Source organism: Cognataquiflexum nitidum (assembly GCF_022538055.1).
Taxonomy (GTDB): Bacteria; Bacteroidota; Bacteroidia; order Cytophagales; family Cyclobacteriaceae; genus Cognataquiflexum; species Cognataquiflexum nitidum.
Map to the genome: position 1 here is coordinate 1 of NZ_JAKZAM010000031.1, position 13198 is coordinate 13198.

General features: G+C 38.7%; 12 protein-coding genes and 1 rRNA gene. 1 reads left to right on the forward strand and 12 read right to left on the reverse strand.

Going from position 1 to position 13198, the window contains the following annotated elements; genetic code table 11:
• The 6 genes from MMU07_RS17730 to rpmH form a co-directional block, all read right to left on the reverse strand.
• Positions 1–71, reverse strand: a 16S ribosomal RNA gene (locus tag MMU07_RS17730); the annotation flags it as partial.
• 388 nt (positions 72–459) lie between these two features.
• Positions 460–966 (reverse strand): DUF2480 family protein, encoded by a 507-nt coding sequence (locus tag MMU07_RS17735; protein WP_241127899.1) that lies wholly within the window; start codon positions 964–966, stop codon positions 460–462.
• Positions 963–1652: a tRNA (adenosine(37)-N6)-threonylcarbamoyltransferase complex dimerization subunit type 1 TsaB gene (tsaB, locus tag MMU07_RS17740; RefSeq protein ID WP_241127900.1), complete on the reverse strand. Its 690-nt coding sequence runs from the start codon at positions 1650–1652 to the stop codon at positions 963–965. The genes MMU07_RS17735 and tsaB overlap by 4 nt, the downstream gene beginning before the upstream one ends.
• Before the next feature lie 12 nt (positions 1653–1664).
• Entirely contained in the window at positions 1665–3332 is a 1668-nt protein-coding gene (locus MMU07_RS17745) for a S41 family peptidase (RefSeq protein WP_241127901.1), read from the reverse strand.
• Entirely contained in the window at positions 3329–3718 is a 390-nt protein-coding gene (rnpA, locus tag MMU07_RS17750; protein ID WP_241127902.1) for a ribonuclease P protein component, read from the reverse strand. Before rnpA ends, MMU07_RS17745 begins: the two co-directional genes overlap by 4 nt.
• A 46-nt stretch (positions 3719–3764) precedes the next feature.
• A complete protein-coding gene (gene rpmH, locus MMU07_RS17755; protein ID WP_113926163.1) occupies positions 3765–3923 on the reverse strand; it encodes a 50S ribosomal protein L34 in 159 nt (52 codons plus the stop codon).
• 139 nt (positions 3924–4062) lie between these two features.
• On the opposite strand from rpmH, the gene MMU07_RS17760 reads away from it, so the two are divergent.
• Complete coding sequence (locus MMU07_RS17760) at positions 4063–5718, forward strand: M61 family metallopeptidase (protein WP_241127903.1); 1656 nt, start codon at positions 4063–4065, stop codon at positions 5716–5718.
• Positions 5719–5879: 161 nt separating this feature from the next.
• Here the strand turns inward: MMU07_RS17760 and MMU07_RS17765 are convergent, their stop codons facing one another.
• The 6 genes from MMU07_RS17765 to MMU07_RS17790 form a co-directional block, all read right to left on the reverse strand.
• Positions 5880–6617: a LolA-like protein gene (locus tag MMU07_RS17765; RefSeq protein WP_241127904.1), complete on the reverse strand. Its 738-nt coding sequence runs from the start codon at positions 6615–6617 to the stop codon at positions 5880–5882.
• A 56-nt stretch (positions 6618–6673) separates the two neighbouring features.
• Positions 6674–8716, reverse strand: coding sequence for a M16 family metallopeptidase (locus MMU07_RS17770; protein ID WP_241127905.1), 2043 nt, complete (start codon positions 8714–8716; stop codon positions 6674–6676).
• Positions 8717–8760: 44 nt separating this feature from the next.
• A complete protein-coding gene (locus MMU07_RS17775; protein WP_241127906.1) occupies positions 8761–10125 on the reverse strand; it encodes a M16 family metallopeptidase in 1365 nt (454 codons plus the stop codon).
• Between the two features lie 206 nt (positions 10126–10331).
• Positions 10332–11327, reverse strand: a complete 996-nt coding sequence (locus tag MMU07_RS17780; protein ID WP_241127907.1) for an adenosine kinase — start codon at positions 11325–11327, stop codon at positions 10332–10334.
• A gap of 68 nt (positions 11328–11395) precedes the next feature.
• Positions 11396–12562 carry a hypothetical protein gene (locus MMU07_RS17785; protein WP_241127908.1) on the reverse strand — a complete coding sequence of 389 codons (1167 nt, stop codon included), beginning with the start codon at positions 12560–12562 and terminating at the stop codon, positions 11396–11398.
• 120 nt (positions 12563–12682) lie between these two features.
• On the reverse strand, positions 12683–13174 hold the full coding sequence (locus tag MMU07_RS17790) for a rhodanese-like domain-containing protein (RefSeq protein WP_241127909.1): 492 nt from the start codon (positions 13172–13174) through the stop codon (positions 12683–12685).
• Between the last annotated feature and the right edge of the window lie 24 nt (positions 13175–13198).

The window sequence follows — 13198 nt, forward strand, 5'->3', positions numbered from 1 at the left end:
TACCGCTCAACTTGCATGTATTAGGCCTGCCGCTAGCGTTCATCCTGAGCCAGGATCAAACTCTCCATTGTATAGTTATTTTCTCAGCATCACTGCTGATTCGTTTCCTAATCCTATTGCTTCTGTTTGTATGGATATACAAACAGTATTTTGTGTTATTTCTCCAGTACTTCAATGAACTTTTACCACTCTTTTCAGCAGTAATGTAAGACCTTGTCTTAAAAGCGAGTGCAAATATCGGGATATAAATCTGAACTTGCAAAACCAAAGCCAAAAAAAGAATGAATTTATTTTTTGACTTGAAATTGAGATGTATTGTTAGACAAATATCAGACCTCTTTTGGCTGAACTTTGTCGTAATCGGATTGCAAACTTAGCAGACTGAATTAATATTACCAAACTGTAATGTTAAAAAAACTGCATGTGTAACCTAAGTATCTGTATACAAGAAGAATGTTTTTACTTAGGAGCCTTGTATAACGGTACAGTACTGCAGGGTTCTCCATACATGATGGATTTTGCAAAGGGTTGGATTATAGCCTGAATCCTCCCATATGCATACAAGGGGACTGGATATTTACTACAACCTTTGATGACGACAGGTCTATTTTCGTAATCCTTTGGCTTGACTTCTGAAATCGCTTTCTCAAAAAGATATTGTTCCAAGTCGTCCATTCCTCCAATCACAAATTCAACCCCAGCTTTTGAAAGATAGGTTCCTACCAACATAAAAGCCCAGTTTGGTACAATGGCATCTGCTGAACAGAATATAGCAACCAATTTACCGTTATATCTTTTCCAATCTATTTTATTAAGATCTGCCCTGAATTCTTTTTCCTTCAAAACCAATTCTTGAAAAAGAAATTCTTTGAGGTCAAAACCGACCCTTTCTTCATTCCTATAAAAGGTTTCAAGGTCAATGGTAATGATGGGGCTAGACGCTACTCTGTTTACAATTTCGCTCATATTAAAAGTGGGTTCTTTTTTGAAGCTAAAACCCGAAATTCCTTCAAGTAGTTCGGTTCAAAATAAGCGATATCTTCAAAAGATTTATTGATAAATTTTTTGTAGGCCAAGAAACCGATTGATGACGCGGAATTTAAATTCGGCAAAAAGATGGAATTTTCATGGTCAAGAATGTCAAGAAGCTTTTTTAGACCATCACCTAAAAAAAACACTTTACTGGTATTCAGATAGTTCAAAAATGGATTCCCTTCTATTTCAAGCGGGTGGGATGACTCTATCAATTTGCCATCAAAACCAAATATACTTGTGTAAACCTCCATTCTTCTGGCATCCAACAATGGGATAACGAAATCATTGAGCCCAGATAATGGGAATGCCTGAAAAGCCAAGGCCTCTAATGTATCCACTGCAATTAGGGGTATATTGAATGCAAAAGCCAATCCTTTGGCAACCGAAACCCCTATCCTCAAGCCTGTATATGAACCCGGACCTGAGGAAATCGCAACTGCAGAAAGATCGGATGGTTTCAGTCCCGACTCATTAAACATTCCCTCAACCAAAAGCATCAATTGCTTAGCATGGGTATTTTCCTGATCAAGCTCAGACAACCTCAGCAACTTCCCTTCTCTATGTAATGCTACAGAACAAATAGATGTTGCGGATTCTATCGAAAGGATCAATGCCATACAAGAGCTGAATTATTTTACTGAGGCTGATAGAACCCTGTTAATTTCATTTGTATTGGAAAGGATTTTTAAGGCAGCTTTGGCATCTTCATCATTTACGAGAGAAGCTTCTACTATACCTTGTTGAAAAAAATATCTTGAAACCAGCTCTTCCCTCAATGCTTCCTTAATTTCAAATTTGAAGGTGACCAAGTCCTGCTCCTTGTTATGGCTTACTTTTTTCTTAAGATCATCTATGGTTGGCTTGATATCATCAAAAAATTTCTCCTTCAATGCGTACTTTTCCAGATCTTCAAGTGTTTTTTCAACATATGTGGTATAATCGTAATCTTTTCCTTCTAAAGAGGCCACGAAGTCGGCATAAATTTCTTCTGTAACCACAAAATCCTTGGGACTGGAAATCATCTCATTTTCAAGGAAAAACTTGTTACCAAATTCAAAAACAAGATTTCTTGCCACCAAACTGTAGGTAATTGGTGCAAACGATTTGGATTCCGTTCTTTGGTCAGGTTCAATACCGGCTCCATCGAGTACAATTCGACCGTTTTTCGTCTTAAATTCCTTCCTTAGCGAATCAGGAATTGAAATTGAATTCCCATTTTCATCCCTATTTACTTGACTATAATCTATAGCTTGAATACATCTGCCACTTGGTATATAATACTTTGCTGTTGTGATTTTTACCTGGGAGTTGTATGAAAGCGGAACCGTGGTCTGCACCAAGCCTTTTCCAAAGGTCTTTCTTCCAACTAGAACTGCCCTGTCATAATCCTGAAGTGCGCCGGCGACAATTTCGGCTGCTGAAGCACTCCTTTCATTGATCAAAACCACCATAGGTATGTCCTTATCAAGTGGTGACTTCGTCGTTTTGTAAACCGAATTCACATTTTCAAGCTTTCCAATCGTCCTGACAACTTCTTTTCCTTTGGGAATAAACAAGTTGACAATTTCAACTGCCTCCTTCAAAATACCTCCTGGATTATCCCTTACATCCAACACTAGCCTCGTGATTCCTTGGGATTTTAGATCAACCAATGCATTTCTGACATCAGATGCAGCATTTGTGGTAAAGTCTGACAGTTTGATGTATCCTGTTTGGTCATCGAGTTTGCCATAAAACGGAACGTTGCTGATGACGATTTTCTTTCTTGTCAAATTCACTGAAATAGTGTCAGCACCTCTTTTTACCTGAACAAAAACATTGGTATTGGCAGGACCCTTTAATAATTTTGAAATATCAGAAGTAAGACTATTGACAACGTCGACTGTATCCACTTTCAGAATTTGATCTCCAATCCGCAATCCTGCCGATTGTGCGGGAAATCCCTTGTAGGGCATTAAAATCATGTTTGAGCCAATCCTGTTTCCAATCAAAGCACCTACTCCTGCATATTCCCCGGTGGTCATCAGTCTAAAATCATCTGAGTTCTCTTCAGGAATAAATTCAGTATATGGATCCAACTCTTCGAGCATGGCGTTGATTCCGATTGTAACCAATTCCTCCGCATTGATCTCATCGACATAGTAGGAATCCAATTCCCTAATTAGGGATGCGAAAATGTCCAGGTTTTTTGCAATGGCAAATAACTTGTCATTTTTGTTAACAAATGAAAACAGCAATCCTACCGTAAGAACTGCTGAGAGCATAAGGATTACAGGTTTTTTGAAATTTCTGTTCATGGATGGTTTTTGTCGGAAAGTGGCTTTTCCTTAATAGTGGTGAGTATTTTTTTTATTTTGGCCTCGATGACATGAAATGTAACAATTTCTGAGGAAACGTAAATAAGGCCGATTATTTTTTTACCCTCAGCCATTTCCCCAAGAATTTGCTTGTTAAGTCTATAGGCCTCTCTCATCCTACGTTTGATCAGGTTCCTATTGACAGCTTTTTTGAGCTTCTTCTTTGAAACGGAAAACAATACCTGATTGGTTTCTGAAATATCAAAATTGATTTCCAAAACCATTACCTTAAAGGGATATAAAAAAAAAGAGGAACCTTTGTCAAAAAGTTCCTTTATTAACTTTTTAGAATGCAATCTTTCATTCTTATGAAGTTCGGAATTCATTGCATTTTGATTTGCGTATTAAATATACGAAACTAAATGCTCAAAATTACTTCTTCAAAGTCTTTTCAGAAGATACTGTAAGTTTGTGTCTTCCTTTTGCTCTTCTGGATTTCAATACTCTCCTACCGTTAGCAGTGGACATTCTAAGTTTGAATCCATGCTTGTTTCTTCTTTTTCTTCGAGAAGGCTGAAATGTTCTTTTCATGACGCTATCTATTTAATATTTTGTGCTTTGCTTGTTGAATTCCTGAAGGTTGCCCTTTAAAGGACTGCAAAGATAGATAACCTTTTTTTATTTACAAACCGTAGATTTACTTTTGTTTTGAATCCAAAGAATTTAGCCAATGCATTATTCGATTGTGAGGAATTCACACACTTCCCAATTTATACAAATCCAACTGGAAATTTCCTGCCATCAAATGGAAACAATCTGTCTCCAATTGCCTTCTTGGAGGCCTGGCAGGTATGAATTGACCAACTATGCCCAAAAAATAAGGGGTTTTGAAGTACTTGCTAAGGGATCGGAAATTGCTTGGAAAAAAACGGTCAAAGACCTTTGGGAATTTACAGCTACTGAGTCCGGACAATATTTCATCAATTATGAGTTTTATTGTAATCAGATGGACGCAGGTGGCAGTTGGTCTGATGACCAACAATTATACCTCAATTTCAGTAATTTCATTTTCGAGGTTTTAAAGAGGAAAAATGAAAAAATCAGCATTTCAATTGAATTACCCGGTGATTATAAAGTTGCAACTGCGCTTAAAAAAATCGGTATCAATAAATGGGAATCTGTGTCTTTTCAACATCTGATGGACAGTCCATTATTGGCAAGTGCAGAATTGAAACATTTTTCTTATTCAGTAAATGGTTCGACATTTCATATTTGGATTCAGGGGGAAATTCATTTTCAAATTGAAAACTTGATTGCTGTATTTCATTCCTTTTCTGAAAAGCAAATCGAAGATTTTGGAGAATTCCCCGCGGAGGATTACCATTTTATATTTCTGCTTTTGCCTTACAAGCACTATCACGGTGTCGAACACGCCTATTCTTCAGTCATTACCTTTGGCCCCGCCCACGCATTATCAGAAAAATCCGAATTGGATCAACTCATTGGGGTAAGTTCCCATGAGCTTTACCACTTTTGGAATGTCTGCCGTATAAGGCCTAAAGGCATTCTTCCTTATGATCTTTCCAAAGAAGTCTATTTGAAGGAAGGTCTAGTCATGGAAGGAGTCACTACCTATATGGGGGATTACTACCTCCTTAAATCAGGATATTATAAATTGGAAGAATACCTCCTGATTCTTCAAAAACAGATTCAACGTGAGTTTGACGGCTTCGGATGGCAAAATCAGTCCATTGTTGAATCAAGTTTTGACCTGTGGCTCGATGGTTATAAAGGTGGAATCCCTGAAAAAAAAGTCAGTATTTACAACCGCGGTGCTTTGCTTTCACTCTGTATGGATCTGATGCTACGGAAGTCAGGATCTTCGCTTGCCAAAGTATTGAAAGAAATGTGGGAGAAATTCGGAAAAACGCAGATTGGGTATGCCATTGGGGATTTTGAAAAGTTGGTAGTGTCTCATGCAAAAGAAAAGGAATCGATGACAGACTTCTTTTGGGATTTTGTTTGGGGTAAAAATGACTTGCTTCCCTATTTGAAATCCTTATTGGCCAATATAAATATCGAACTCCTAGAAAATTTTGAAAACAATAACCTGCTTCATTTCTTTGGAATCCGAAAAGAAGAATCTGGCATCGTCACACAGCTTCATCCGCATGCTGATGCATACAAGATACTTATGAAAAATGATCGGATTCTGGAAGATGACAGCATCAATACAATCGGACATCAAGTCAATCTCAAAATTGAAAGGTTGGGAAGAACCATTACTGTAGTACTCCCAAAGAGTCAGAAAATGTATTTCCCAAAATTCATACTCCATGCAAAAAAAGACAATGTATCAAGTCTCCAAGGACTTATTGGAGAATGACGGACTAATTGGATTCTGCAGGGATTTTTAACTCCTTGAAATTGTTTGGACAGCATTGCGGGATTTTCGAAAAAACAAAAATCAGATTTTTGATAGGGGAAAAACAAAAAAAAGGGCTTCCATATTTCAGGAAGCCCTTTTTGGCACAAAATAGTTTTGATTTATTTGAAATCTTCATCAGAAAGCTCTTGGTTGAATTTCATTGAAACCATTTTTGCTTCCAAAGCCACGGGCAACATTGGGTTTTTGATTGAAAGTCTCATGGGAACTTTAACTCCCTCGATCTCTGTGTAATCCATGTAAGAAACATCACCTGTTGCATCAGAGCTTGTTCTCAATTTTAAACCTGAAGCAACTGAATAATATTCTGCGGTTTTCATCCCGTTTGGGGCGGTGATAATCAATTTGTAGGCATCTTCTTCATCGATAATTTCAGTACCTTGAACCTCCAGAACATATCCCAAATCCTCGTAATGCATCTCAGGGAAAACAAAAGTCTGGGCTTTCAACATAGATACCATTTCTTCGGTTAATTCTTGTTCCTGTCCCATACCCGACATTTTTCCTTTACCGTTTGCAAGCACTGTTTTCTGGGCAACATTACCCATCACCGATGTTTCCTGGAGCATTCGGCCATTGACTTGATCAGAAATGCCACGGATGATGATTGCATTCCCTTGAAAATCAGCCTCCATTACTAGTACCGAATTTTTGATTTTCTCAACATTTGCTTTACCACCTACAGCTTTGATATAATTATCAATGATAGTTGTGGGATCATTGTCCGCCCAACCATGTATTTCGGGTATATTGTTTTCTGTAAGGTTTATTTTGGCCGCGACATTTGATCCTGTCAAAATGATTCCCATTGCGAGCGCTACAATAAATAGTTTTTTCATTATCTTTTTTTTTGAAATTTAAACAAAAAAAGAGGGGAAGAACCCCTCTTCTAAATTTATTTTATATCGTCTTCAGAGATAGAAACATTGAATTCGATTTTTTCCACTTTAGTTTCCAAAGGCATAGGAATCATCGGTGATTTCAACAACATCATCATAGGGTATTTGACACCCTCTACTTCCTGATAATCGCTGTAAAACATGTCGCCTGCCTCGGCGCTTTCTGTTTTGATTTTCAATCCAGATTCCACACTGTAATAATTGATTTGCTTGGAACCGGTAGGATTAGAAATAATTAATTTGTAGGCATTCTCGCCTTCTACATCTTTTATTCCTTCCAAAACCATGGAATAACCTAATTCTTCGTAATGTAATTCGGGGAAAATATACATGCTCATTTTGGCCGCTTCGTATTGTTCGTCCGTCAATTCTGTGGATTGTCCCATGGCAGTAACAGAACCTTTCCCATCCTTGATGACCGTATTGGAAGCAACATTTCCCATCATCATAACTCTTTGTGCAAACGCTCCCTTAGGCTCGTCATAGACAGCTACGAAATTCAGTTTCATTCCCTGAATTTCGGCGACAGATTCCATTTTGGAAGTCCTGATGGCTTCGGCTTTACTTTCTCCGCCTATTGCTGAAAGGTAATTTTCAATGACCTGCTCCGCATCCATCTCTGTGTCCATTGCAATCTGCCGCTCAGGCTCCGCCATATTGGTAAACCTTTTTACATCACCAAAAGCAAGAAGGCTTTTTTCAATTGCAGCTCCGTTTCCTACGACCGTAATGTACATGTTGTCAGGCTTCATGAATTTTTTTGCTGCAGCATTGATATCGGCAACAGTCAAGGCATTCAATTTCTGAAGATAAGTGGCATAGAAATCTTGTGGAAGCTTATACCTTTCGGTATTGATGGCAAAATTGGCAATCGTAGAAGGACTTTCTAGAGATCTTCCAAAAGAACCACTCAAATTTGCTTTCGCATTGACCAATTCCTCTTCTGTGATGCCATTGTCCCGAAGGTTTTTGATCTCATAAATCATCTCTGTGATGGCTGAATCTGTTGCAGTCTGTTTTACACTTGCATTTGCAGAAAAACTTGTGATCAATTTGTCCGCACCAATGGAAGAATAGGCTCCATAAGTATAGCCCTTTTTCTCCCTTAGGTTCATGAATAACCTAGATGAAGCACCTCCGCCAAGAATATAATTCAAGACCCTTGAGGCCAAATAATCAGAATTGCTCAAGTTCATTTCTAGTGGATAAGTAACATCTACCACTGTTTGCACAGAGGCTGCCCTGTCAACCAAGGCTACCATATTCTTGGCCGGAGGAGTTGGTTTGTCGTAAGACTTGGTTGGCACGGTGCCTTTTTCCCATTTGCTGAAATATTTTTTGACCAAAGCTTCAGCTTCTTTCTTATTGATATCTCCGACAATGGCCAAGTAAGCGATGTTTGGCTTGAAATAAGTGCCATAATGGGATTTAATATCCTCCACAGTTATATTTTTTACTGTAGCCTCGGTTTCGGATTCTCCATAAGGATGGTTAGTTCCAAAATTTAGGGTTGATGTCAGCCTTCCCGAAATGGCGTTCGGATCATCCTTACTTGCTGCCAATCCTGAAATCATCTGTTTTTTCAACTTATCCAGTTCTTCTTGAGGGAAAACCGGATTGTAAAGAACATCGGTCATCAACTCGAGAACCTTTTCCTGATGCTTTTTCAAAGAGGCCGCATAAATGGAACTGGCACTTGCATCTAATGACGCACCGATGAAATCAATTTCCTCATCCAATTGGTCTTTGGTCCTATTTGCAGTACCGCCGGTCATCATCTGACCTACCATACCTAAAATACCTGCCTTTTCTCCTTCGAATATAGGATCTCTCTCCAAAACCAAAGAAAATGCCACTCTTGGCAATTTCCTGTTTTCGACCACAAATACCTTAAGTCCATTTGGCAGGGTAAAAGAATCGGCATTCCCAAGTTTGATTTCTCTCGCTGGACCGGGTTCTGGATAGGAGCTCCTATCAATCTGTGCAAAGCCTGTCTGAACGACACAAGCCAATAATATGTATAGAATTATATTTTTCATGTTTTTGAAATTGATGGATAAAAATGATTGGGATAAATCTTTTATCAATTTTTGTTTTCCTGCATTGAAGCCCCTGCGGGAGATTCCGGAACCTGAGCTGATTTTGGCATATAATAAAGCACCACCCTACCATCCAATGAAAGGTACTCATTCGCTACTCTCTTCAGGTCCTCAGGAGTCACTTTGGAGTAATATTCCATTTCTTGGTTGATATAATCTGTTTTGCCATAAAACACTTTAGACTCAGCCAAATTTTGGGCAATTCCTGCCATCGAACTGTTTTTGGTCACCAGGTTGTTTTCAATGATATTTTTCAATTTCTGAAAATCCTTATCCGAGATACCTTCTTTTTGGACTTTGGCCAGGATTATATCCATCTCTGTTTCCAAAGCCTTAGGATCTACACCCATGTTTGCTATGCCATACATCAAAAACACTCCTCCATCTTCCAGATCCAAAGGAATAGCAGCAACACCAAGCGCTTTTTGTTGCCTATCCACCAATTCTTTGGTCATCAAAGAAGAATTGCCGCCTGCCAAGTAAGTCGAAAGCATGGATAGTGCATAAGAATCCGGATGGTTTTTTGGGGGAAGGTTGTAAGATTGGATTACGGCAGGAATCTGGATATTATCATAAATAATATCTCTAGTTTCTGTGGTTTTCTTTGGTTCTGCTATGTTGGGACGATAAAATTCTGAAGGTCCTGATGGGATTTCTCCAAAATAATCCCTCACCCATTTTTCTGCCTGTGCATAATCAATGTCTCCGGCAATTGTTAGGGTTGAATTTCTTGGAACGTAATATGCTTTATGAAAAGCCATAAACTCTTCCAATCTGGCGGAATCCAAATGCTCCATTGATCCGATTACAGGCGACATGTAAGGATGGTTGACAAACGATCTTTTCATTGTCTCAGGAAGGATTGTTCCATAAGGACGGTTATCATAGGATTGTCTTTTCTCTTCCTTGATGACTTCTCTTTGTGTATCTACGCCAATTTGATCGATTTTAGGATGAAGCATCCTCTCCGATTCCATATATAGCGCTGTTTCCAATTGATTAGAAGGAACTATCTCGTAATAATAGGTTATATCATTTGAAGTGAATGCGTTTAATGTTCCTCCGATTGATTGTATTTTGTTCATGTATTCTCCTCTGCCGATGTTTTCTGTTCCTTCAAATAGGAGGTGCTCAAAAAAGTGGGCAAAACCTGTTCTATCCGGTTTTTCATTTTTTGACCCAACGTGGTACAGCACAGAAACCGCGACGATCGGTGTGCTGTTATCCTGATGCATAATCACATTCAAACCATTTTCCAAGGTAAATTCCTTGAAATCGATTTTATTTTGGGCTATTGCTGAAAGCGTCAAAAAGACTCCCATCAACAGCATAAAGGTAAACTTTCTCATATACTTGGATTTAGTTTTTGGTTCATGTAAGTTTTACTTTTTTAAATCAAATTTGTTTATCAAAAAAGGATAAAAGAATAAAATTGGATACCGATGAAGAAATTGTTAAGTAATATCTGCGAAAAATATAACAAAGCAAATAACTGAACAAATCCATAACTAATTATTTTCAGTTAAATTTAAAAACTGTAAACCACATGTTGGTATCAAGGAGTCAGCCTGCCCAATATTTCTTTGGCTTCATGCCATTTCAACCTTGGTCCAAATTGACTTACGATTTTGGAACTTGCCATAGATGCTAATTTTCCACTTGAAGCATAGCTGTGACCATTGGTAATGCCATACATAAAAGCTCCTGCAAACATATCCCCTGCCCCATTGCTGTCAATGGCCACGGTCCTATAAGGCTCAATATCAATAAAGGTGTCCCCATCCCATATCATCGCCCCGTTTTTTCCCTGGGTAATCACAAAGTGCTTTGCTGCCTTTTTCAATTCCTCCCTGGCTTCTGCAAGGGTATCTTTAGCAGTAAACAACATTGCCTCTTCTTCATTGGCAAATAACAAGTCAACACTTGGTCCGATGACATCATCAAATCCGGACTTGAAATACTTCACCATAGCCGGATCTGAAAATGTCAATGCTACTTTTGTGCCGGCAGCTTCTGCGATTTTCTTTGCTTTTACCATGGCTTCTTTCCCATTCGGAGAAGTCACAAGATACCCTTCTAAAAATAAGTATTTGGAATCTTTGATAGCCCATTCATTCAGGTCTTGGACTGAAAAATTCTGGGTGATTCCCAAAAATGTGTTCATCGTCCTTTCGGAGTCTTCGGTGACCATGACGAGACATTTGCCGGTAATTCCGTACTCAGGTACTTTTCCTTCCAAGCTGTTGTCCACGCCGGAGTTTTTCAAATCCTCAAGGTAAAAATGTCCAAGTTCGTCATTGGCCACTTTACAACAATAGAAAGCATTTCCCCCAAATTGGCTTACAGCGATAACTGTATTTGCGGCAGAACCTCCGCATTGTTTTTTTGCTTCTTCTGTATTGATGACTCGCATCAGGGAATTTTGACGGTCTTCGTCAACCAACGTCATCAGGCCTTTTTCAACATGATTGTCTAAGAAAAACTGGTCAGAAACTCTGAATTCTATATCTACGAGGGCATTACCGATACCCGTTACATCATACTTTTTCATGTTTTTTGTTTTTATCAATTAGATGTTTTGTTCAGTAAATAAATCCCCCTATATGGAAGACCATCCGGTCATTCAAAAATTTTATGCCTCTCAAAAGGTATGGATCTGTCAAACAGATACCTGTAGGTATGATGGGTTTTGTATATTTCTGCATTGAGCTGTTCGCAGACACGCATCATTTTAGGATTAAAATCTCCGATCCAATTCATTTCGATGGTTTTGTAGGGAAAAGAATCATGGCGGGCAAATATTTCATTATAAGCCATAATCATGGCGCTGTCTACACCTTTTCCCTGAAACTCCGGCACAACACCAAAGACCAAACCCAACATTTTATTGGGTGGATGAAAGGTTTTGTACCAAAGGAATTTGAGTTTGCCCATCAGATCCAACTTCCCTTTTACATATTTGAATATTTGGTTGATCTCGGGAATATTAATAAAAAATGATACAGGTTCCCCTTTATAAAAACCAAAGTATAGCAACCTTGGGTCGCGTATTGGTTTTAGTTTAGCAAACATCAATTGGGTCTCCCTGATAGTAAGGCTTTTTCCCATATGCTTTGCCCAAGCTCTATTATACACTTCCATGAAGTATTGCGGGGCTTTTTCGGAAAGCTCTTTTCCTTTCATATATCGAAATGAAAAATCAGGATCAGCCAGGACTTTGTTGGCTCTTTCGACCATTTTTGCGTCAAAGTTCCCTCCCTGAACAGGCCGCATATAGGTGTATTGTCTGAAATACAGCTGAAAACCATAATCTTCAAAGAGTTTCTGGTAATAAGGAAAATTCCAAGGCATGTTGTAATTGGCAGGGGAAAAACCCTTTACCAATAAGCCCCACCATTTATCCCTTTCACCAAAATTGACCGGTCCATCCATGGCTTCGACTTCCTCATTTTGAAGCCAGGATTTTGCAGTGTCAAATAAAAGGAAAGCAACTTTGTTATCATCTATAGACTCGAAGAAGCCGACTCCGCCTGTAGGTTGTTTTTCTTTCCATTTGGGATGGATAAAAGCTGCAATCCTTCCAACAGATTTTCCTTTTTGATCTTGTACCAACCAACGCTTGGCCTTTCCTCCTTGCTTAAACAGCTTATTTGTTTCCGGCTCAAACAATCCCTGAATGTCTTTGTCGAGAGGTCTGATCCAGTTTTTCTCTTTATTGTATAGCCTTACGGCCATTTCCAAAAACTCTTTTTCAAGTGCTGGACTGTTGACTTCCAGAATATTCATAGCAGTGAATTAAATTAAGCGCTTAAAAGTAGAGAGATAATTTTAAAGTAGAAAAGGGTGTTTTTGAGGAAACAGGGATTTTGAGGTTTTTGTATGCAGTTTTGGCCAACTGGAAGGAATTCAATATACTTTCTCCCCTTTATTTACCCAAATACTCCAAATCCGATTGTAGGTATGTATTCTGTTTGTGGTTGTCTGGCCGCTGAAGACAGGTCGGTCTTCGTTGACCCAATGAAAAATCCCTCCGTAAAGATTATAGACCTCTTTGTATCCTGCTGCCTTGAGTTTTTTTCCAATATCCTGACTTCTGGCACCCACTGAACAATAAACCACAATCGGTTCACTTTTGGCTATGTCCTTTACGCTTACTAAGGAAAATGTATCATATCCAACCCATCTTGCGCCTTTTATGTGACTTACTTCAAATTCCTCTTTTTCCCTAGTGTCCAACAAGATCGCTTTACTTAAAACATCTTTTTGGTCAATATAGACCAATGGAAAATCTTTTTCATAGATGCCACTTAGCATTGTTTTGTAGGCAGTGCTTTGGCTGTGACCTTTCACAAATGAGATTAAAAGAAGAAAGAGAAGTAGTGAGGCTCTAATTTTCATGGAAATGGGCTTATTGATGAATTC

Coding starts and splice junctions, on each gene's coding strand:
- MMU07_RS17735 (WP_241127899.1), bottom strand. CDS start 966: ATGAGCGAAATTGTAAACAGAGTAGCGTCTAGCCCCATCATTACCATT.
- tsaB (WP_241127900.1), bottom strand. CDS start 1,652: ATGGCATTGATCCTTTCGATAGAATCCGCAACATCTATTTGTTCTGTA.
- MMU07_RS17745 (WP_241127901.1), bottom strand. CDS start 3,332: ATGAACAGAAATTTCAAAAAACCTGTAATCCTTATGCTCTCAGCAGTT.
- rnpA (WP_241127902.1), bottom strand. CDS start 3,718: ATGAATTCCGAACTTCATAAGAATGAAAGATTGCATTCTAAAAAGTTA.
- rpmH (WP_113926163.1), bottom strand. CDS start 3,923: ATGAAAAGAACATTTCAGCCTTCTCGAAGAAAAAGAAGAAACAAGCAT.
- MMU07_RS17760 (WP_241127903.1), top strand. CDS start 4,063: ATGCATTATTCGATTGTGAGGAATTCACACACTTCCCAATTTATACAA.
- MMU07_RS17765 (WP_241127904.1), bottom strand. CDS start 6,617: ATGAAAAAACTATTTATTGTAGCGCTCGCAATGGGAATCATTTTGACA.
- MMU07_RS17770 (WP_241127905.1), bottom strand. CDS start 8,716: ATGAAAAATATAATTCTATACATATTATTGGCTTGTGTCGTTCAGACA.
- MMU07_RS17775 (WP_241127906.1), bottom strand. CDS start 10,125: ATGAGAAAGTTTACCTTTATGCTGTTGATGGGAGTCTTTTTGACGCTT.
- MMU07_RS17780 (WP_241127907.1), bottom strand. CDS start 11,327: ATGAAAAAGTATGATGTAACGGGTATCGGTAATGCCCTCGTAGATATA.
- MMU07_RS17785 (WP_241127908.1), bottom strand. CDS start 12,562: ATGAATATTCTGGAAGTCAACAGTCCAGCACTTGAAAAAGAGTTTTTG.
- MMU07_RS17790 (WP_241127909.1), bottom strand. CDS start 13,174: ATGAAAATTAGAGCCTCACTACTTCTCTTTCTTCTTTTAATCTCATTT.